This window comes from Microterricola gilva, from assembly GCF_004217495.1.
In the GTDB taxonomy this organism is placed as follows: domain Bacteria; phylum Actinomycetota; class Actinomycetes; order Actinomycetales; family Microbacteriaceae; genus Microterricola; species Microterricola gilva.
On record NZ_SHLC01000001.1, the window covers coordinates 1,401,151 to 1,421,908 of the forward strand.

Consider the following 20,758-nt stretch of genomic DNA (forward strand, 5'->3'; position numbering starts at 1 on the left):
CCGATGGCCGTGCGTGTGCTCGGCATCGACCCCGGTCTCACCCGTTGTGGTGTCGGAGTCGTCGATGTCGAGCCCAATCGCACGGCCAGGCTGGTCGATGTGAGCGTCATCCGCTCCGCGCCAGGCGACCCGATCGAGAAGCGCCTGCTCACCGTCGCAACCGGGCTCGCCGAGCTGCTCGACCGGCACCAGCCGGACGCGGTCGCGCTCGAGCGCGTCTTCGCCCAGCACAATCTGAGCACGGTGATGGGCACAGCCCAGATCAGCGGCGTCGCACTGTTCCTCTCCGCCCAGCGCGGCCTCGCCGTCGGCCTGCACACCCCGAGCGAGGTCAAGGCCTCGATCACCGGCTACGGCGCGGCCGACAAGGCCCAGGTCGGCGCGATGGTGACCCGCATCCTGAAGTTGGCAGCACCGCCCAAGCCGGCGGATGCCGCCGATGCACTCGCGATCGCGATCTGCCACGCCTGGCGCACGGGCGTGAGCGGCGGAACGCTGCCGGGCGCGCCCGGGCAGGCGGACGGCCTCACGCCCGCACAAAAGGCGTGGCGCGCCGCCGAGTCCGGCGCTCGCATGTCGGTGGCCCCCCGTAGTCTTAAGCGGTGATCTCTTCCGTTCGTGGCCTCGTGCTCTCTGCTCTCGGTTCAACCGTCGTCGTCGAGGTCGGGGGAGTCGGACTGGCGATCAACGTCACGCCCGCGACGGCCCTCGCCGCCCGGATCGGGCAGGAGCTGCGCCTGCACACGACTCTCGTCGTGCGTGAGGACGCCCTGACCCTCTACGGCTTCGACAGCGCGGACGAGCTCGCCGTGTTCGAGCTGCTCACCGGCGTGACGGGCGTCGGCCCGAAGTCGGGCCTCGGCGTGCTCGCCGTGCTCAGCCCCGACCAGGTCGCCCGTGCCGTTGCCGACGAGGACGACGCGGCATTCCGCAAGGTCAGCGGCATCGGCCCGAAGACCGCGAAACTCATCGTGCTCTCGCTGACCGGCAAGCTCGCCGTCACCGCGGCCAGCGCACCGAACGTGGCCAGGGTGGCTCCGACCGCCATCGGCGAGAGCGTCCTCGCCGCGCTCGTCGGACTCGGCTGGTCGGAGAAGGTGGCCGTCCAGGCCGTCGAGGAGACGCTCGCGGAGGCCGGCGATGCAGACAAGGCGTCCGTCGCCGTTCTGCTGCGGCTCGCGCTCGGCCGCCTCGGCCCGGCCCAGCACACGATCGGCGGCCGCTCGTGAACTACGACGACACCCCGGCCGAGCTGCTCGCGCCCGAGCTGGAGTCCGACGCCGAGCTCGCATTCGAGGGCGCGCTGCGCCCGGCATCGCTGAGCGAGTTCGTCGGCCAGGTCAAGGTGCGCGGCCAGCTCCAGCTCCTGCTGACGGCAGCGACCATGCAGGGGAGAACACCGGACCACATCCTTTTTGCAGGGCCGCCCGGCCTCGGCAAGACGACCCTCGCGATGATCGTCGCCCAGGAGGGCAATCGCCCGCTGCGGATGGCGAGCGGACCCGCCATTCAGCACGCGGGCGACCTGGCCGCCGTGCTCAGTTCGCTCGTTCCCGGCGAGGTGCTCTTCATCGACGAGATCCACCGGATGGCGCGGTCAGCGGAAGAGATGCTCTACCTCGCCATGGAGGACTTCCGCATCGACATCATGGTCGGCAAGGGTGCCGGTGCCACCTCCGTCCCGCTCGAACTGGCCCCGTTCACCCTCGTCGGCGCGACGACGAGGGCCGGGCTCCTGCCGAACCCCTTGCGCGACCGCTTCGGCTTCACAGCGCGCCTCGAGTTCTACGCCGATGACGAGCTCGAGCAGGTGCTCACCCGCGCGGCATCCCTGCTCGGCCTGGACATCGACCGCGAGGCGCTGGCAGAGATCGCCGGCCGGTGCCGGGGAACGCCGCGCATCGCCAACCGACTGCTGCGCCGCGTGCGCGACTACGCCCTGGTCTACTCCGATCGGAGCGGACCATCCGGCGCGGGCACGGCCGACATCCATTCGGTGCGCGCGGCCCTCGAGCTCTACGATGTCGACGCGCTCGGCCTCGACCGTCTCGACCGCGCGGTGATGCAGATCATCCTCACGCGCTTCAACGGTGGACCGGTCGGACTCAACACGCTCGCCGTCTCTGTCGGCGAGGAGAGCGAGACGATCGAGGCCGTCGTCGAGCCATTTCTGGTGCGCATCGGACTCTTAACCCGCACCCCGCGGGGGCGTGTCGCCACCCCGGATGCGTGGCAGCACTTCGGCATGCACCCGGCGTCGGCTGGGACACTGCTGGATGACCTATAATTCAAGCTGGCTCACCATGCACCGCGCTAGACAGCAGCGGTTGTCCAGCCGCAACTCGGAAGGTTTTCCAACTTTATGGATCCGTTGACAATGATCATGCTCGCCGTTCTCGCGGTGCTCATCTTCTTCATGTTCCGCAACAGCCGCAAGCGCCAGAAGGATGCAGCAGAGCTGCAGACCCAGGTCGTTCCCGGTGCCAAGGTCATGACCAACTCCGGCCTCTACGGAACCATCCTCTCGATCGACGAGGAGGAGAACGAGGTACTCCTCGAGTCGACCCCCGGCACCGTTCTGGCACTGCACCGCCAGACGATCGCCCGCGTCGTCACCCCCGTCGCTGCTGCGGCCACCCCGGATGCAGCGGATTCCGCCATCGACGACGCCGCTCCCGAGTTCGGTGAGCGCATCGAGGGTGCCGGCACCGAGCCAGGCACCGAGTCCGGCGAAGCAGATGGCTCGACCGACAAGAAGTCGAACGACTAAATAGTCCGTTTTCCGTGCCCACGCCGATGAAGGCGTGGGCACGAACGTAGAAAGCTGAGTTCCGCGGTGGCAAAGTCGACCCCGGTCAAGAAAGCCTGGCGTTCCCTCACCTGGCTTGCCGTCATCATCGTCGGCCTGTTCGCCGTCAATGCAGCAGGCGTCATCTGGGGCGGTGGTTCGTGGACGCCCAAGCTCGCACTCGACCTCGAGGGCGGAACGCAGATCATTCTCGCGCCCAAGCTGGAGAGCGGCCAGACCGTCTCGCAGGAGCAGCTTGACCAGGCCGTGACGATCATCCGTCAGCGCGTCGACGCCTCCGGTGTCTCCGAGGCGGAGATCAACACCCAGGGTGGCCAGAACATCGTCGTGGCGATCCCCGGCGAGCTCGATGACGAGACGCGCAACCGGATCCAGTCGTCGGCCAAGTTGGAGCTGCGCCCCGTGCTCGTCGCCGGCGCGCCGACCAACGCGTCGATCGATGGCGAGTCCACCGCGACCCCGGAGCCCAGTGCAACGCCAAACCCCGAGCTGGAGACGACTCCGAGCGTCACGCCCAGCAACGGCAGCGACCTCAACTGGGTCACCCCGGCGCTGCAGGCAGAGTTCGAGAGCTTTGACTGCGCATCAACGGAGGCCGCGACGGCCAACGCCGCGCCGGCCGACAAGCCCCTCGTCACCTGTGACGTCGACGGAACGGTCAAGTACATCCTCGGCCCGGTCGAGGTTGAGGGTGCAAACATCTCCGACGCCTCGGCGGGCATGGAGACCACGCAGTCCGGTGCCACGACGGGCCGCTGGGTCGTCAACCTCGTCTTCGACGACCAGGGCACCAAAGACTTCGCCGAGGTCAGCACGCGTCTGTTCGGTCTGAAGGCGACCCCGCCGCTCGACCAGTTCGCCTTCGTCATCGACGGCCAGGTGCTCTCCGCCCCGTCGATGAACGGCATCATCACCGACGGACGCCCGTCCATCTCCGGTCAGTTCACCGAGGAGAGCTCCAAGGCTCTCGCCGACCAGCTCAAGTTCGGTGCACTGCCGATCAGCTTCACAGTGCAGAGCTCCGAGACCATCTCGCCGACGCTCGGAAGCTCGCAGCTGCAGAGCGGAATGATCGCGGGTCTGATCGGTCTGCTCCTCGTCGTCATCTACACGCTCTTCCAATACCGTCTCCTCGGCATGGTCACGATCGCGTCGCTCGTCGTCGCCGGTGTCATGACCTACATCGTGATCACGATCCTGTCGTGGCGCGAGGGCTACCGACTCTCGCTGGCCGGTGTCGCCGGTCTGATCGTGGCGATCGGTTTCACGGCTGACTCCTTCATCGTCTACTTCGAACGTGTGAGAGACGAGTTGCGCGAGGGTCGCATCCTCACCTCCGCCGTCGAGGCCGGCTGGAAACGCGCCGTCAGAACGATCTTCGCCTCCAAGGCGACGAACCTGCTCGCCGCCATCGTGCTGTTCCTGATCGCGGTCGGCAACGTGCGTGGCTTCGCCTACACGCTCGGCGTCACGACGATCATCGACGTGATCATCGTCATCCTGTTCACGCACCCGATGCTTCAGCTGCTCTCGCGGACGAAGTTCTTCTCCAGCGGCCACCCGTGGAGCGGTCTCGACCCGCAGGCACTCGGCGCGATCTACCGCGGACGTGCGGAGTTCCGCAAGCCAGCAGCGTCCGTCGACGCGAAGAAGGCGGCATCCAGCGCCAAGGAAGCCGAGAAGCGCCAGACGATCGCCGAGCGCAAGGCCGCAGAGCTGACCGCGGCGAGCACCGGAACCAAGACCACGGAAGGCAAGGAATCCTGATGGCCAACCGCCTGGCAACCTTCGGAAACGACCTCTACACCGGGAAGCGCTCCTTCGACTTCGTCGGCAAGCGCAACATCTGGTACTCCATCATCGGCCTGCTGGTCCTGCTCTCGATCGCCATCCCGATCGCCAAGGGCGGTTTCAACTTCGGCATCGAGTTCCGTGGCGGATCGCAGTTCGTCGTCACGAGCGTCGAGGGCGCCACTCAGGAGCCGGCCATCGAGGCCGTCGCCTCCGTGGTCCCGGATGCCGTCGCCCGCGTCACGACCGTCGGTGACTCCGGCGTGCGTGTGCAGACCGACCAGCTGAGCCAGGCCGAGAACCGTGAAGTCGCGGCCGCCCTCGCCGAGGCCTACTCCGTGCCGGAGTCGGAGGTCACCTCCTCCTTCATCGGACCGGTGTGGGGCGCTGACGTGACGCGCCAGACGATCCAGGGACTCGTCGTCTTCCTGCTGCTGGCGGCTGTCGGCATGGCGCTCTACTTCCGCACCTGGAAGATGTCGCTTGCGGCCATCGCCGCCCTGCTCGTCGACCTCGTGATCACCGTCGGCGTCTACGCGGCGACCGACTTCGAGATCACGCCGGCGGCCGTCATCGGTATTCTGACAATCCTCGCGTACTCGCTCTACGACACCGTCGTGGTGTTCGACAAGATCCGCGAGAACACGACGGAGGACGCGGTCAAGTCGAAGCACACCTTCGCCGAGTCGACCAACCTCGCCGTCAACCAGACCCTCGTGCGATCGATCAACACCAGCGTCGTCGCCGTGCTGCCCGTCGCAGCGATCCTCTTCATCGGATCGTTCGTGCTGGGCGCAGACACCCTGCGCGACATCTCACTCGCACTGTTCATCGGCATCCTGGTCGGCACCTGGTCGACCGTGTTCCTCGCGGCGCCGATGTACGTGCAGTTCCGCAAGGGCGAGAAAGAGGTCGTGCGCCACGACAAGTCGGTTCTCGCGGCCCGTGAGAAGGCCGCGGCCGCCGCTGCCGCCGAAGCCGTCACGGCGTAGGCTGACTGAGCCCGTGAGACGCAGGGAGGTGTCCAGATGAGCGATTCGCCGTCATCGACAGCCTCCCTGCGCCGTCTCGTGCCTCGGATCTTCTCCAAGGCGCAGCCGGCCGGTGCCGTCGACACCCTGGTCCGCACGGTGCGCATGCACCACCCCAAGGCCGACCTCACCGTCATCGAGCGCGCATACACGGCGGCCGAGCGCGCACACAGCGGGCAGAAGCGCCGCAGCGGTGAGCCGTACATCACGCATCCGCTCGCGGTCGCGCAGATCCTCGCCGACCTCGGCATCGGCTCCAAGACCGTTGCGGCCGCCCTGCTGCACGACACCGTCGAGGACACCGCGTACACGCTCGAGCAGCTGCGCGGCGACTTCGGCGACGAGATCGCAATGCTCGTCGACGGTGTCACTAAGCTCGACAAGGTCAAGTACGGCGACTCCACCCAGGCGGAGACCGTCCGCAAGATGATCGTCGCGATGTCCAAAGACATCCGCGTGCTCATCATCAAGCTCGCCGACCGGCTGCACAACGCGCGCACCTGGGGTTTCGTCCCGGCCGAGTCCGCCGCCCGCAAGGCGACGGAGACCCTCGAGATCTACGCCCCGTTGGCGCATCGCCTCGGCATCCAGGCGATCAAGTGGGAGCTCGAAGACCTTTCATTCGCCGTGCTCTACCCCAAGCTCTACGCCGAGATCGAGAGCCTCGTCCGCCAGCGCACCCCGCAGCGCGAGGAGTTCGTGCAGTCGGTGATCGACGCGGTCAACGAAGACCTGCGCGCATCCAAGATCCGCGGTCAGGTCGTCGGCCGCCCCAAGCAGTACTACTCGATCTACCAGAAGATGGTGCTGCGCGGCCGCGACTTCGACGAGATCTACGACCTCGTCGGCATCCGGGTGCTCGTCAACTCCGTGCGCGACTGCTATGCGGTGCTCGGCGCCATCCACGCCAGGTGGACACCGCTGCCCGGCCGTTTCAAGGACTACATCGCCACCCCGAAGTTCAACCTCTACCAGTCGCTGCACACCACCGTGCTCGGCCCGGAGGGGCGTCCAGTCGAGCTGCAGATCCGCACGCAGGAGATGCACCAGCGCGCCGAGTTCGGTGTCGCGGCGCACTGGAAGTACAAGGAGCAGCTGGCGACGGGCAAGCCCGGCTCGTCGGCGCTGCAGAACGACACCGACATGGCCTGGCTCGCCCACATCTCCGACTGGCAGGCGGAGACGGCAGACCCAGGCGAGTTCCTCGACTCGCTGCGCTACGAGATCGGCGCGAAAGAGGTCTACGTCTTCACGCCGAAGGGCCGGGTGATCGGGCTGCCTGCCGGCGCGACACCGGTCGACTTCGCCTACGCCGTGCACACCGAGATCGGGCACCGCACCATGGGGTCCAAGGTGAACGGCCGGCTCGTTCCGCTGGAGACGGAGCTCAACACTGGCGATGTCGTCGAGGTGTTCACCTCGAAGAACCCCGACTCCGGGCCCAGCCAGGACTGGCTGAACTTCGTCAAGAGCCCGCGTGCCAGGAACAAGATCCGGCAGTGGTTCACCAAGGAACGCCGCGACGAGGCCATCGAGCAGGGCAGGGATGCCATCGCTCGCGCCATGCGCAAGCAGAACCTGCCCCTGCAGAAGCTGATGAGCCAGGACTCCTTCGCGGAGGTCGCGGCCCAGATGAAGTACGTCGACGTCTCGGCGCTCTACGCCGCCGTCGGTGAGGGGCACGTGTCGACGCAGTCGGTGCTCGAGAAGGTCGTCGCGGCCGTGCAGGCCGTCGACGAGACGGACGGCCCCGAGCTTTCCATCCCCGTCAAGGGGCGCACGCAGCAGCTGCGCAGCAGCGACTCCGGTGTGCTCGTGCGCGGGGCGCCCGACATCCTGGTCAAGCTCGCCCGGTGCTGCACCCCGGTTCCTGGCGACGAGATCGTCGGCTTCATCACGCGTGGATCCGGTGTCTCCGTGCATCAGGCCAACTGCCACAATGTGCAGTCGCTGCTGAACGAGCCGGAGCGCATGATCGAGGTCGCCTGGGCGCCGACATCCAAGAGCCTCTTCCTCGTGCAGATCCAGATCGAGGCCCTCGACAGGGCCGGGCTGCTCTCCGATGTCACCCGCGTGCTCTCTGAGCACCACGTGAACATTCTCTCCGCGAACGTCTCGACCTCGAGCGATCGCCTCGCGCTCAGCCGCTTCGTCTTCGAGATGGGCGACACGACGCACCTCGACCGCGTGCTGAACGCGGTGCGGCGCATCGACGCCGTCTACGACGTGTACCGCGTCAGCGACGGCTAGCCGCCCAGAGACGGATCCGTTCCTCGGCCATGGCCGTGTTGGGCAGACGGAAGCGGGAGCGCAGCGCCGAGCGCGCCACGGCGGGGGAGAGCCCGGCCGTTGCCGCGATCGCAGCGGCGACCGCGATGGCGCGCCGTGTGCCGAGTTCGTCGTCGAGCAGCACGTCGACGAGCGTGCGCGTTGGGGTGGTGACCCGGCATCCGCCGATGAGCACGAGCTCGCGCTCGGCGATCACGACCTGCCGCATGGCGTAGGCGCGCGGCCGCCGCGGCCGGGCGCCGATGCCAGCAGGCAGGGCGAACTGCGGTGGCTGCGGCGGCTCGGCGAGTGCACCGTGCAGCCAGGCGGCGCTGAGCCGCTCCACGAAGGCGTGCTCGGGAAGCGCGGCGGCCAGGCCGGCGGCCAGCGAGGCGGGAAACGGCGGCAGGTCGACCGGGCAGAACATCTCGGCCAGCGGGTAGAGCTCGCCGTCCAGCCGCGCGGCCGAGAGTTCAGCGATCGAGAGCGTCGCCGTGCCGATGAGCGGTGATGACGGTGGAGTGCGCATGACCCAACAGTGAAGCGGCGCGCCTCGTCGAAACGAGACGCGCCGCTTTCTGTGGAGAATTCACTCCGGGCGTGCTGTTGTGGAGAACTAGCCGCCGATGGCCTTCAGCCAGGCGCGCTTGGTCTCGAGCTCCTCGCTGGCGGCCTTGACGGCCTTCTTGTCTCCGGCCGCCTCGGCGGCGGCGACGGTGGCCTCGAGCTTGGCGATGGCGTCTTCGAGCTGGCCGGTGAGGCCCTCTGCGCGTGCCTTCGTCTCCGGGTTGTTGCGTGCCCAGTAGTCGTCGTCGAGAGCACGGACGTGGTTCTCGATCTTGCGCAGGCGGTCCTCGATCACGCGGACCTGATCGCGCGGAACCCGCCCGATCTCGTCCCAGCGGTGCTGGATCGCCGTGAGCGCGGCGCGGGCCTTGACCCGGTCGGTCTCGGCGAGGATCGGCTCGGCCTCGCTCAGCAGGGCCTGCTTCTGCGCGAGGTTCTCGGAGAACTCCTCGTTCTCCTGGGCGTCGATCTCGGACTTGGCCGAGTACAGCACGTCACCGGCAGCCTTGAAGCGTGCCCACAGTGCGTCGTCCTGCTTCTTGCCCGCACGGCCGGCGAGCTTCCACTCGTCGAGCAGGCGGCGGTATCCGGGGATCCCGTCGACACCCTTGCCCGCGAGCGCCTCTGCCTGGTCGATGAGGGCCTGCTTGCGGGTGCGCACGTCCTTGTGTGCGCTGTCGAGCTCGGCGAAGAACGCCTTGCGGTGCTGCTCGATCGTGGTGCGGGCTGCACGGAATCGCTTCCAGAGCTCGTTCGCCTCGGCCTTGGGCAGACGCGGAGCGTCGTGCTGGTGGGCCTGCCAGCGCGCGAAGAGTGCGTCGAGGGTCGACGTTGCCTGCTTCCACTGCGTCTTGGCCGGGTCGCCAGCCGCGAGCTTCTCCGCGGCCTCGACGATCTCGGTGCGCTCGGCGATGGCGGCGTCAACGGCTGCCTTCGCCTCCGCGCTCTGCTGCTCGGTGAGCTCAGACACGGCGCCGCCGAGCTTCTCGAGGCGCGCCTTGAGGGCGGCGAGGTCGCCGACGGCGTTGGCGCCATCGACGTTCGCGCTGATCGAGGCGACGGCCTTGGCGATGTCGGATGCCGGTGCGCCGCGCTTCGCGCGCTGCTCGAGCAGCGTCACCTGACCGGCGAGGTCGACGTATTTGCGTTCGAAGTACGCCAGAGCTTCCTCTGGGGTGCCATCGGGGTACTGACCAACCGCGCGCTCACCGGATTCCTCGCGAACGAAGACGGTGCCCGTCTCATCGACGCGCCCCCACGGTTGCTGATCTGCTTGAGCCAAGAGTCTCATCCTTGCTGAGTGCCTGGGCCGCCCAATTGGTGCGGCCGTCTGCGCGCCAGACGACTTCCGTCTGCGCGACCATACCCGGCCCAGCCTATTCCACTCGGTGGCTCAAACTGGGCTCGCTATAGAACCGTTACCTGTGTGTCGCGCGTTACTGCAGCGTGAACCCCGTGATCGTGGTCGGGACGGCGGGAGCGCCGTCGCTCGCTCCGCCCTCGACGCCGGCGTCCGTGATCTGCTTCTTCAGCTCATCGAGGCCGCTCGTCACGTGGCCGAGCACGGTGTAGCCACCAGCCGCGTCGGCGCCGATCGTGGTGTCGTCGTAGACGATGAAGAACTGGCTGCCCATGCTGTAGCCGTTGCCGCCTGAGCGCGCCATCGCGATCGTCCCCGCCGGGTAGACGTTGTCAGCCGGTGCCGCCTCGATCGGGCCGTAGCTGTAGCCGGGGCCGCCGGTTCCGTCGCCGGACGGGTCGCCGCACTGCAGCACGTAGAAGCCACCGTCGGTGAGGCGGTGGCAGCTGACGCCGTCGTAGAAGCCGCTCTCGGCGAGGCTGATCGTCGAAGAGACGGCCTGAGGGGCCGCGGCACCGTCGAGCTCGACGCCCAGGGCGACGTCGTTGAGGGTGAGTGTTCCCGTCCACGTCCGCCCCTCGGCGAGCTCAGCCGGGGGCACATCGCCGATGTTCTCGCCCGCCTGCGGGGTCGGGGTCGGCGTCGCCGAGGCCGACGGCGTCGGCGCCGGGGTGCCTGGGCCGCCGCTGAAGAAGAAGATCTGGGCCCCGACCGCGAGCACGAGGATGATCACGAGCGCGATGGCGGCGATCCAGTTGTCGCGGGCGCGTCGGCTGATGCGACGCTCGTGCACGCGCTGGCGGGCCTGGTAGGCGCGCAGGCGCGCCCGTGCTTCGCGTTCCTGCTTCGGGTTCGAGGCCACACTGCTCCTTCATGGTGATGCGATGGGATCAACAGTGAACTCTACGCAAGGCGTGTCTGTGGCGCCAAGTACGCTGGGGGCATGGTGAATCAGGGTCTTGGTCTGCGCAGCGGTGCGACGCCGCTTGCCGTTCGGATGAGACCCCGTTCTCTCGACGAGGTGGCAGGCCAGAAGCACCTGCTCACGCCCGGCTCGCCGCTCGTCGCCCTGGCAAGCGACAAGACGGGGGAGAAGGGATCGGTCTCCGTCATCCTCTGGGGCCCACCTGGCACGGGCAAGACGACGCTCGCCCAGGCGATCGCGCACTCCTCCGGCCGCAACTTCGTCGAACTCTCCGCCGTCAACGCCGGCGTGCGCGATGTGCGCCAGGTGATGGAGCAGGCGATGACCAATCGCGACCTGTACGGCACATCGACGGTGCTCTTCCTCGATGAGATCCACCGCTTCACGAAGGCGCAGCAGGACGCGCTGCTGCCTGGAGTCGAAAACGGCTGGGTGATCCTGGTCGCCGCGACGACGGAGAACCCCTCCTTCTCCGTGATCTCTCCGCTGCTCTCGCGTTCCCTGCTGCTCACACTCGAGCAGCTCAGCGACGACGACCTCGGCATCGTCCTCGACCGCGCCGTCGAGGACTCCCGCGGGCTCGGCGGCCGCTTCGTGCTCGAGCCGGAGGCGAGGGCCGCGATCATCCGGCTGGCGTCCGGTGACGCACGACGCGCGCTCACCGCGCTGGAGGCGGCATCAGTCTCGGCCGCGACCGGCCTCGACCTCAGCGACCCGGATGCCGACAAGCCGCTGATCACGACGGAGCTCGTCGCGCTGGCCGTCGACCGCGCGCTGCTGCGCTACGACCGCAACGGCGACGAGCACTACGACGTGATCAGCGCGTTCATCAAATCCGTGCGCGGCTCGGACGTCGACGCCGCCCTGCACTACCTCGCCCGCATGATCGAGGCGGGGGAGGACCCGCGCTTCATCGCGAGGCGGATCATCGTCTCCGCATCCGAGGACATCGGCCTCGCCGACCCGCAGGCACTCGTCGTGGCGATCGCCGCGGCAGACGCCGTGCAGTTCATCGGCATGCCGGAGGGCCGGATCCCGTTGGCCCAGGCCGTCGTGCACCTGGCGACGGCACCCAAGTCGAATGCGGCGTATGTCGGCATCGACGCGGCGATCGCCGATGTGCGGGCCGGCGAGTTCGGCCGGGTCCCGAAGCACCTGCGCGACGCCCACTACCCCGGCGCGAAACGCCTCGGCCACGGCAAGGGCTACGTCTACCCGCACGATGCCCCCGTCGGTGTCGTGCCTCAGCAGTACCTGCCGGACGAGCTGCGCGGCCGGGAGTACTACCAGCCGAGCGAGCACGGCAATGAGCGCGAGGTGGCTGCCCGCCTCGCCAAGATCCGTCGCATCGTCCGCGGGGAGCCATAGCCGGTCGCTGTGTTAGGCTGTCTGAGGCCTAAAGCCTGATTTTTGCGTGCGGCTGCGCGAATCTCAGGGCTCAAGGGGCAGGAGCTGTAGCCGCTCAGTCCCCGTGGCTCACCCCTCTAACTTTGCCGTGGCACATCGTGCCCGCGGTATTTCATTGTTTGAGATTCATTTCGAAAGGAAACCGTGTCTACTAAGTCACGTACCCGCAGCAAGACCCGCCTCTCGCGCGCGCTCGGCATCGCCCTCACCCCGAAGGCCGCCAAGTACCTCGAGAAGCGCCCATACGCTCCCGGTGAGCACGGCCGCACCAAGCGCAAGCAGGACAGCGACTACGCCGTTCGTCTGCGCGAGAAGCAGCGTCTGCGCGCCCAGTACGGCATCCGCGAGAAGCAGCTGAAGATCGCCTTCGAAGAGGCTCGTCGCACCAAGGGCCTGACCGGTGAGAACCTCGTCGAGATCCTCGAGACGCGTCTTGACGCCCTCGTGCTCCGTGCCGGCTTCGCCCGCACCACGGCTCAGGCTCGCCAGATGGTCGTGCACCGCCACATCCTCGTCGACGGCCAGCTCGTTGACCGTCCCTCCTTCCGCGTGAAGCCGGGACAGCAGATCCACGTCAAGGCACGTTCTGAGGGCACCGAGCCCTTCCAGGTCGCCGCAGCCGGCGGACACGTCGACGTTCTGCCGAAGACCCCGGCGTACCTCGAGGTCGAGCTCGACAAGCTGCAGGCCCGCCTCGTGCGCCGCCCGAAGCGTGCCGAGGTTCCCGTGACCTGTGAAGTACAGCTCGTCGTGGAGTACTACGCGGCTCGCTAGTCGTCAGTGAACTACGCTGGAGGGCGGATCATCTTCGGATGGTCCGCCCTTCGCGGTATATGCCCCTCGGGGAATGGGCCGCGCAGAACTGGGCCGCTCGTGGAATGGAAGGTGGACAATGTCCCTCGGTGACATCGCAGGACTCATCGCGGCCGGTGTATTCGCCGTGCTCGTCGGCTTGCTGGCGATCCCGCTGATCAAACTCGGCGGCGTGCTCGACCAGACACGTGACTCCATTCGCGAGACCACGAACGGCGTGACGCCGCTTCTCGAGGAGACGGCGGTCACCCTGAAGGAGACGAACCGCCAGCTGGCACGCGTCGACGTCATCACCGCCAACGTCGCGGATGTCACGGGCAACGTCTCCGCGCTCGTCGCCCTCTTCGCCGCCACCGTCGGCGGCCCCCTGATCAAGCTGGCCGGGTTCTCTGCCGGGGTACGAGCCGCATTCCGGGCCGCGCGCCCGACGGCCCGCGGAACCAGTCGGCGCTGAAGCACTACTGTTGTCAACGAACTCTCGGATCGCAAGGAGACTCTTCTCATGAAAAACCTGCTGTGGCTGATTCTCGGAATCATCGGTGGCTTCGTCATCGCACACGAGGTCAACAAGACCCAGGAAGGGCGCCGCTTCTTCACCGGCGTTGACGCCAAGGCGCGCGAATTCGGGGCTGCCGTTGCCGACGGCTACCACCAGCGCGAGGCCGAGCTGCGCCAGGCCATCGACGAGGTGCTCGACTAACCTCGAGCGATCATCGCACCACCCAGGCGCCGGATCCGGCGCTTCGACACACTACGTACTACGGGACCCATGCAGACTGCAGACATTCGCCGCCGCTGGCTTGACTACTTCGGAGAGCGCGGTCACACCGTCGTGCCATCCGCCTCCCTGGTCAGCGACGACCCAACACTCCTCTTCACCGTCGCAGGCATGGTTCCCTTCGTGCCGTACCTCACCGGTCTCGTGCCCGCGCCATTCTCGCGTGCGACCAGCGTGCAGAAGTGCATCCGCACCCTCGACATCGAGGAGGTCGGCAAGACGCCGCGTCACGGCACCTTCTTCCAGATGAACGGCAACTTCTCCTTCGGCGACTACTTCAAAGAGGGCGCGATCAGCTACGCCTGGGAGCTGCTGACCAGCTCGGAGGCCGACGGCGGCTACGGCTTCGCCGAGAAGGACCTCTGGGTCACCGTCTACAAGGACGACGATGAGGCCATCGAGATCTGGAAGCGGGTCGCCGGCCTGCCGGACGAGCGGATCCAGCGCCTCGACAAGGACACCAACTACTGGCACACGGGCCAGGCCGGCCCGGCCGGACCCTGCTCGGAGATCTTCTTCGACCGTGGACCGGCATACGGGCGCGACGGCGGCCCGGCGACAGACGACGACCGCTACGTCGAAATCTGGAACCTCGTGTTCATGCAGTACCTGATCGGCGATGTCCGCGGCAAGACGGAGTTCACGATCGTCAAGGAACTGCCGAACAAGAACATCGACACCGGCATGGGCCTGGAGCGCGTCGCGTTCCTCAAGCAGGGCGTCGAGAACTTCTACGAGATCGACCAGGTTCGCCCGGTCCTCGACCGCGCCGCCGAGCTCTCCGGCCGCCGCTACGGAGCCGACCACGACGACGACGTGCGCATGCGCGTCATCGCCGACCACGTCCGCTCCTCGCTGATGCTGATGAGCGACGGCGTCACGCCGTCCAACGAGGGCCGCGGCTACATCCTGCGCCGCCTGATGCGCCGCACGGTGCGCGCCATGCGCCTGCTCGGCGTCGACGCGGCCACGTTCCCCGAGCTCTTCGCCGCCTCGCGCGACGCGATGAAGGACGCATACCCCGAGGTCGAGCGCGACTACTCGCGCATCGCGCAGAGCGCGATCGGCGAGGAGGAGACCTTCCTCCGCACCCTCGCGGCCGGCACGACCGTGCTCGACCTCGCGCTGAACAAGACCAAGGAGGCCTCGTCGCCGCAGCTGGCCGGCGACGCCGCGTTCCTGCTGCACGACACCTACGGCTTCCCGATCGACCTCACACTCGAGGTCGCGGAAGAGGCGGGCCTCACGGTCGACCGCGCCGCATTCGACGCCCTCATGGCTGAACAGCGTGCTCGCGCCAAGGCCGACGCGAAGGCCAAGAAGACGGCTCTCGCCGACCTCTCCGTGTACGGAGAGTTCCGCGCGTTCGGCGAGACGGTGTTCACCGGCTACACGAACCTGCAGACCGAGTCCCGCGTCCTCGGCCTCATCGTCGGCGGGCACTCCGTGAACAAGGCCGTCGCCGGCGACATCGCCGAGGTGATCCTCGCCGAGACCGCGCTCTATGCAGAGTCCGGCGGGCAGGAGGCCGACAGCGGCCTCATCGTCGGCCCCGGCTATGAGCTCGAGGTGCTCGACGTGCAGAAGCCCGTCAAGGGGCTCATCAGCCACAAGGTGCAGGTGCGCTTCGGCGAGGTCGGCGTCGGGGATGCCGCAACGAGCGTCGTCGACGCTGACAACCGCCGCGGAGCCCAGCAGGCGCACTCCGGCACGCACATCATCCACGCAGCGCTCCGCCAGGTGCTCGGCCCGAACGCGCACCAGTCCGGCTCGTACAACATGGCCGGCTACCTGCGCCTCGACTTCTCCTGGAACCAGGGCCTCTCCGCGGCGACGCGCAGCGAGATCGAGGAGATCTCGAACAACGCCATCCGCGACAACCTCGAGGTCGTCACCAGGGAGATGCCGCTTGACGAGGCACGCGAGCTCGGCGCCATGGCGCTGTTCGGCGAGAAGTACGGCGATCGCGTGCGCATGGTCGACATTGGCGGCCCATGGTCGCGCGAGCTCTGCGCGGGAACCCACGTTGGTTCCAGCGCCGAGATCGGCATGATCAACCTCATCAGCGAGTCCTCCGTCGGGTCGACGAACCGCCGCGTCGAATCGCTCGTCGGCATCGAGGCGTTCCGGGATCTGGCTGCGGAGCGCGCGCTCGTCACACAGCTGACCAGCTCGCTCAAGACGCCGCGCGAACAGCTCCCTGAGAAGGTGTCGGAGCTCGTCGCCAACCTCAAGGCCGCTGAGAAGAAGATCGCGGCCTTCGAGGCGAAGGCACTCGGCGACAAGGTGCCGGCGCTGCTGGAGAAGGCGACGGTCGACGGCGGGCTCACGCTCATCGCCGAGAACCTCGGCACGCTGGCATCCGCAGACGATGTCCGCACCCTGGTCAACGCCGTGCGCGAGCGCCTCGGGAACGAGGCGGCGGTCGTCGCGCTGGTCGCCGAGGCCGGCGGCAAGGCCGTCGCGATCGTTGCGAGCAACCCGGCGGCCCGTGAGCGCGGCATCAAGGCCGGCGCCCTGGCCCGCGAGATGGCGGGAATCCTCGGCGGTGGCGGCGGCGGAAAAGACGACCTGGCGCAGGGCGGCGGACCCGATGTGAGCGCGATCCCGCGCGCACTCGAGGCCGTGCGCAGCACGGTCGCCGCGGCGCGGGCATAGTGCGTTCTGGGGTGCGGCTCGGCGTCGACGTCGGCAAGGCGCGCGTCGGGCTCTCCCGCTCCGATCTGCACGGCATGCTCGCGACGCCGATCGAGACCGTTCCGCGCACCCTGCCGGAGGGCGAGATCGTGCTCAGCTCCGACATTCTCCGCATCGCCGAGGTGCAGCGGGAGCTCGACGCGATCGAGGTCGTCGTCGGGCTGCCGCTCGCGCTCTCCGGCGCGGAGACGGCATCGACGGCCGACGCCAGACACTTCGCGACCGCGTTGCAGCTGGCGCTGACCGTTCCGGTTCGTCTGGTCGACGAGCGGCTCTCGACGGTGTCGGCGCAGTCGGCGCTTCGCTCGTCTGGCAAGAAGGCGAAGTCGCACCGCCCGGTGATCGATCAGGTGGCCGCGGTTATCATTTTGCAGCACGCTCTCGACTCCGAGCGCGGAATGGGCACTCCGCCCGGAACGACTCTCAGCCCGAACGAAGGACTCTGACAGTGTCAAACCTGCCCCCGGTCACCCCCGACGATGCGGGTGCCCAGAAGGACGACAGGGCTGCAGAAACTGCCGCGCCGGCCGAGGCCGATGCGCGCCCATCCTTCGACGAACTCTTCACCGCTCCGGCGCCGGCCCAGCCGGAACTGGCCGAGAGCCTTCGCCCGCGGGCGTCGGCCAGGAAGATGAAGCGGGGCAGGGGCGGCATCGGCTGCCTGATCGTGCTCGTCGTCCTGGCCGGCATCGTCACGGCCGGTTACTTTCTGTTGCAGGGTCCGATCCAGCAGCTGATCTCCGCGGCATCCGGGCCGGAGGACTACGAGGGCAGCGGCACCGGCGAGGTGACCGTGATGATCCACGAGGGTGACATCGGCTCCGATGTCGCGACGACCCTGCACGAGAGCGGCGTCACCAAGAGCTTCGAGGCCTTCTACGACCTGCTCCTGGCGCAGACCACGCCGCCCGTCTTCCAACCCGGCGCGTACAAGCTCGCCGAGCAGATGAGCGCCCAGGCCGCGCTGGACGCACTGGAGAACCCGGAGAACCGGCTCCAACAGACCGTCGTCGTGCCTGAGGGCACCGTCGCCGCCGATGTGTTGCAGCTGATCTCGGAGGGCACGGAGATCCCGTTGGCCGATCTGCAGGCGGCCGCCGCGGATGTCGCCTCCTTCGGCCTCCCGGCCGAGGCCACCAGCCTCGAGGGCTTCCTGTTCCCGGCCACGTACACCTTCACGCCCGGCCTCGGCGCGCACGACGTGCTCGCGACGCTGGTCGATCGGCAGTTCCAGGCGCTGGACGCGGCCGGTGTCGCTCCAGAGGACCGATGGAACACGATCGTGCTCGCCTCGTTGGTTCAGAAGGAAGCCGGCCTCCGGGAGGACTACTACAAGGTCGCCCGCGTCTTCCTCAACCGACTCGACCCTGCGCTCTGGGAGAGCGGGCTGCTGCAGTCCGACGCGACCGTCGCGTACGGAACCGGCAACACGCACCGGGTCTCGACGACCGACGCCGAGCGCGAGGACGCGAGCAACCCGTACAACACCTACGTGCACCCCGGCATGCTCATCGCCCCGATCTCGAACCCGGGCGACCTCGCCATCGACGCCGCGCTGCACCCGGCCGACGGCCCGTGGCTGTTCTTCGTCACGTGGAACCTCGACACCGGCGAGACGATCTTCTCGGCCACCGTCGAGGAGCACGATGCCGCCGTCGAGAAGTGGCTGGCCTGGATGGACGAGCACCCGGAGTACCAGTGAGCACGCTCCGCCTCGCCGTCCTCGGCTCACCGATCACGCACTCGCAGTCGCCCGCGATCCACACCGCTGCATACGCCGCACTCGGCCTCGACTGGGAGTACGGGCGGTTCGAGCTCGACGCCGACGGCCTCGCCGCGTTCCTCGCAGCGCGGGGCCAGGAGTGGCGCGGCTTCTCGCTCACCATGCCGCTGAAGTTCCAGGCGCTCGCCCTCGCCGATGAGGTCGACGCGACGGCGCGGATCACCGGCGCCGTCAACACGCTGCTGTTCAGCGGTGCAGGCGCGACACGACGCCTGCACGGCTTCAACACCGACGTCACCGGACTCGTGAACTCGCTCGCCGACAACGGCATCACGAGCGCACGCTCCGTGCTCATCGTCGGCGGGGGAGCGACGGCCGGATCCGCGATCATGGCGGCGGCCGAGCTCGGCGCCGGAGCTGTCGTCGTCGCCGTGCGCAGGCCGGACGCCGCCGACGGGCTGCACGAGCTGGCGCGTGCCGCCGGTGTCGCGCTGCGCATCGTCGCACTCGCGGATGCCGTCGCCGCGGCATCCGAGATCGACCTCGTCATCAGCACGCTGCCGGGTGGTGCAGACGCCGGCCTGCGCTTCGACGCCGAGCTCATGCTGCGCACACCGCTCTACGACGTCGCATACTCACCGTGGCCGAGCCCGCTCGGCGCGGCATGGCAGCGGGCGGGCGGCCGGGTGATCTCCGGCATCGGAATGCTGCTGCACCAGGCCCTCGTCCAGGTGCGCATCTTCGTCGCCGGTGACCCATTCGCCGAACTCCCGAACGAGAAGGCGACCTTCGCCGCGATGAGCGCAGCGGTGCAGGCCGGGAGCGCAACGCACTCCGACGCTGTGGAAAGATAGAGACCATGCTGCGTTGGCTCACCGCCGGGGAATCCCACGGCCCAGAACTCATTGCCGTGATCGAGGGGCTCCCCGCGGGGGTCCCGGTCGCGTTGGACGACATCCGTGCCGATCTGGCGCGCCGCAAGCTCGGTTACGGCCGCGGCGCCAGGATGAAGTTCGAGCAGGACGAGCTGAACATCTCCGGCGGCGTTCGCCACGGCCTCAGCCTCGGCAGCCCCGTCGCGCTGCGCATCGGCAACTCGGAGTGGCCGAAGTGGAAAGACGTGATGAGCGCCGAGCCCATCGACGAGTCCAAGCTCGGCCGCGGTCGCGGTGCGGCACTGACCCGGCCACGTCCAGGCCACGCCGACCTCGTCGGCATGCAGAAGTACGACTTCGACGAGGCCCGCCCCGTTCTCGAGCGCGCCAGCGCCCGCGAGACCGCCGCCCGCGTCGCCCTCGGCGCCGTCGCCCGGTCCTTCCTCTCCGAACTCGGCATCCGCCTGGTCAGCCACACCCTCTCCATCGGCCCCGTGCGGGTTCCGGAGGGCAGCACGTTGCCGACACCGGATGACGTCGACACACTCGACGCCGATCCGCTCCGCTGCTTCGACGAGGCCACGAGCGCGCTCATGGTCGCCGAGGTCGATGACGCACACAAGGAGGGCGACACCCTCGGCGGTGTCGTCGAGGTGCTCGCGTACGGCGTCCCGCCTGGGCTCGGCTCCTACGTGCACGGCGACCGCCGCCTCGACGCGCAGCTCTCCGCCGCGCTCATGGGCATCCAGGCGATCAAGGGCGTCGAGGTCGGCGACGGCTTCCTCACCACCACCCGCCGCGGCTCTGCTGCCCACGACGAGCTCTTCGTCGACGGCGAGGAGATCCAGCGTGCAAGCGACAAGGCAGGCGGTATCGAGGGCGGCATGAGCACGGGAACGCTGCTCCGGGTGCGCGCGGGCATGAAGCCGATCGCGACCGTCCCGCACTCGCTGCGCACCGTCGACGTCGCCACCGGCGAGGCCGCCGTCGCGCACCACCAGCGTTCCGACGTCTGTGCGGTTCCGGCGGCCGGCGTCGTCGCGGAGGCCATGGTCGCGCTGACCCTGGCGAATGCGATGCTCGAGAAGTTCGGCGGAGACTCCATCGGAGAGACCCGCCGCAACCTCCGTGGCTACCTCGACGCGATCCCGAGCCGCCTGGCCACTGGCAGCACCAGCCGCCCGTTCTCCTGAGCGTGAGCAGCGTGAAGTCGCTCCTGCCACTCGTCTTCATCGGCCCGATGGCCGCGGGCAAGAGCAAGATCGGTCGGCTCGTCGCCCGCAGGCTCTCCGTGCCGTTCATCGACACCGACAAGGTCATCGCGGCCAAGCACGGCCCGATCCCCGCGATCTTCGCCGCGCAGGGTGAGCCGGCTTTCCGCGCATACGAACGGGATGCCGTCGCCGAGGCCATGCGAGGCGACGCCGTAGTGTCACTCGGCGGGGGAGCGGTGCTGCATCCCGACACCCGCCTCGAGTTGGCCGGCCACACCGTCGTGCTGCTCACGGTGACCCGCGACGCCGTCGCCAAGCGCCTGGCCGGCAGCGGCAGGCCGCTGCTGGACGGCGACGACGCCGTCGAACGCTGGGCGGCCATCGCCGATACGCGCATGCCGATATACGAAGCGCTGGCGACAGAGACATTCGACACCTCCGCTCGGCCGATCACGCAGATCGCCGACGACATCGTGACCTGGGCAAGAGAAAGATCGTGA

The 20,758-nt window shown here is 68.3% G+C and carries 20 protein-coding genes; 17 read left to right on the forward strand and 3 right to left on the reverse strand.

The features are described 5' to 3' along the window. Window positions 1-3: 3 nt before the first annotated feature. The 7 genes from ruvC to EV379_RS06505 all read left to right on the forward strand — a co-directional run bounded on the left by ruvC (window position 4) and on the right by EV379_RS06505 (window position 7,881). On the forward strand, window positions 4-606 hold the full coding sequence (gene ruvC / locus EV379_RS06475) for a crossover junction endodeoxyribonuclease RuvC (protein ID WP_130505414.1): 603 nt from the start codon (window positions 4-6) through the stop codon (window positions 604-606). Continuing rightward, window positions 603-1,229: a Holliday junction branch migration protein RuvA gene (gene ruvA / locus EV379_RS06480; RefSeq protein WP_130505415.1), complete on the forward strand. Its 627-nt coding sequence runs from the start codon at window positions 603-605 to the stop codon at window positions 1,227-1,229. The genes ruvC and ruvA overlap by 4 nt, the downstream gene beginning before the upstream one ends. After that, window positions 1,226-2,287 (forward strand): Holliday junction branch migration DNA helicase RuvB, encoded by a 1,062-nt coding sequence (ruvB, locus tag EV379_RS06485; protein ID WP_242616267.1) that lies wholly within the window; start codon window positions 1,226-1,228, stop codon window positions 2,285-2,287. The genes ruvA and ruvB overlap by 4 nt, the downstream gene beginning before the upstream one ends. Before the next feature lie 75 nt (window positions 2,288-2,362). Further along, window positions 2,363-2,770, forward strand: a complete 408-nt coding sequence (yajC, locus tag EV379_RS06490; protein WP_130505416.1) for a preprotein translocase subunit YajC — start codon at window positions 2,363-2,365, stop codon at window positions 2,768-2,770. Between the two features lie 66 nt (window positions 2,771-2,836). Next, the gene (gene secD / locus EV379_RS06495) at window positions 2,837-4,576 is read left to right on the forward strand and encodes a protein translocase subunit SecD (protein ID WP_130505417.1); all 1,740 of its coding nucleotides are present in this window, start codon (window positions 2,837-2,839) and stop codon (window positions 4,574-4,576) included. Further along, window positions 4,576-5,592 carry a protein translocase subunit SecF gene (gene secF, locus EV379_RS06500; RefSeq protein WP_130505418.1) on the forward strand — a complete coding sequence of 339 codons (1,017 nt, stop codon included), beginning with the start codon at window positions 4,576-4,578 and terminating at the stop codon, window positions 5,590-5,592. Before secD ends, secF begins: the two co-directional genes overlap by 1 nt. Window positions 5,593-5,628: 36 nt before the next feature. Continuing rightward, window positions 5,629-7,881, forward strand: coding sequence for a RelA/SpoT family protein (locus EV379_RS06505; RefSeq protein WP_130505419.1), 2,253 nt, complete (start codon window positions 5,629-5,631; stop codon window positions 7,879-7,881). On the opposite strand, the gene EV379_RS06510 is transcribed toward EV379_RS06505, so the two are convergent. The 3 genes from EV379_RS06510 to EV379_RS06520 all read right to left on the reverse strand — a co-directional run bounded on the left by EV379_RS06510 (window position 7,868) and on the right by EV379_RS06520 (window position 10,688). Further along, complete coding sequence (locus tag EV379_RS06510) at window positions 7,868-8,428, reverse strand: hypothetical protein (RefSeq protein WP_130505420.1); 561 nt, start codon at window positions 8,426-8,428, stop codon at window positions 7,868-7,870. The two genes, EV379_RS06505 and EV379_RS06510, sit on opposite strands and share 14 nt — an antisense overlap. Window positions 8,429-8,515: 87 nt before the next feature. Further along, the gene (locus EV379_RS06515; RefSeq protein WP_423203237.1) at window positions 8,516-9,748 is read right to left on the reverse strand and encodes a DUF349 domain-containing protein; all 1,233 of its coding nucleotides are present in this window, start codon (window positions 9,746-9,748) and stop codon (window positions 8,516-8,518) included. 154 nt (window positions 9,749-9,902) lie between these two features. Beyond that, window positions 9,903-10,688 carry a peptidylprolyl isomerase gene (locus EV379_RS06520; protein ID WP_130505422.1) on the reverse strand — a complete coding sequence of 262 codons (786 nt, stop codon included), beginning with the start codon at window positions 10,686-10,688 and terminating at the stop codon, window positions 9,903-9,905. A gap of 81 nt (window positions 10,689-10,769) precedes the next feature. Between EV379_RS06520 and EV379_RS06525 the strand changes: the two genes are divergently transcribed. The 10 genes from EV379_RS06525 (at window position 10,770) to EV379_RS06565 (ending at window position 20,758) form a co-directional block, all read left to right on the forward strand. Next, window positions 10,770-12,119, forward strand: coding sequence for a replication-associated recombination protein A (locus tag EV379_RS06525; protein WP_130505423.1), 1,350 nt, complete (start codon window positions 10,770-10,772; stop codon window positions 12,117-12,119). Between the two features lie 183 nt (window positions 12,120-12,302). Beyond that, window positions 12,303-12,932 (forward strand): 30S ribosomal protein S4, encoded by a 630-nt coding sequence (gene rpsD / locus EV379_RS06530; protein ID WP_055842670.1) that lies wholly within the window; start codon window positions 12,303-12,305, stop codon window positions 12,930-12,932. 118 nt (window positions 12,933-13,050) lie between these two features. After that, the gene (locus EV379_RS06535; protein ID WP_130505424.1) at window positions 13,051-13,425 is read left to right on the forward strand and encodes a DUF948 domain-containing protein; all 375 of its coding nucleotides are present in this window, start codon (window positions 13,051-13,053) and stop codon (window positions 13,423-13,425) included. 48 nt (window positions 13,426-13,473) lie between these two features. Then, window positions 13,474-13,671: a hypothetical protein gene (locus EV379_RS06540; protein ID WP_055842677.1), complete on the forward strand. Its 198-nt coding sequence runs from the start codon at window positions 13,474-13,476 to the stop codon at window positions 13,669-13,671. A 69-nt stretch (window positions 13,672-13,740) separates the two neighbouring features. Beyond that, on the forward strand, window positions 13,741-16,407 hold the full coding sequence (alaS, locus tag EV379_RS06545; RefSeq protein WP_130505425.1) for an alanine--tRNA ligase: 2,667 nt from the start codon (window positions 13,741-13,743) through the stop codon (window positions 16,405-16,407). Then, window positions 16,407-16,892, forward strand: a complete 486-nt coding sequence (ruvX, locus tag EV379_RS06550; RefSeq protein WP_130505426.1) for a Holliday junction resolvase RuvX — start codon at window positions 16,407-16,409, stop codon at window positions 16,890-16,892. The genes alaS and ruvX overlap by 1 nt, the downstream gene beginning before the upstream one ends. 2 nt (window positions 16,893-16,894) lie before the next feature. Continuing rightward, window positions 16,895-18,148: an endolytic transglycosylase MltG gene (mltG, locus tag EV379_RS17375; protein ID WP_242616268.1), complete on the forward strand. Its 1,254-nt coding sequence runs from the start codon at window positions 16,895-16,897 to the stop codon at window positions 18,146-18,148. After that, entirely contained in the window at window positions 18,145-19,023 is an 879-nt protein-coding gene (locus EV379_RS06555; RefSeq protein WP_242616269.1) for a shikimate dehydrogenase, read from the forward strand. Before mltG ends, EV379_RS06555 begins: the two co-directional genes overlap by 4 nt. A 5-nt stretch (window positions 19,024-19,028) precedes the next feature. After that, window positions 19,029-20,237: a chorismate synthase gene (aroC, locus tag EV379_RS06560; RefSeq protein ID WP_130505428.1), complete on the forward strand. Its 1,209-nt coding sequence runs from the start codon at window positions 19,029-19,031 to the stop codon at window positions 20,235-20,237. Window positions 20,238-20,248: 11 nt separating this feature from the next. Beyond that, window positions 20,249-20,758: a shikimate kinase gene (locus tag EV379_RS06565; RefSeq protein WP_242616270.1), complete on the forward strand. Its 510-nt coding sequence runs from the start codon at window positions 20,249-20,251 to the stop codon at window positions 20,756-20,758.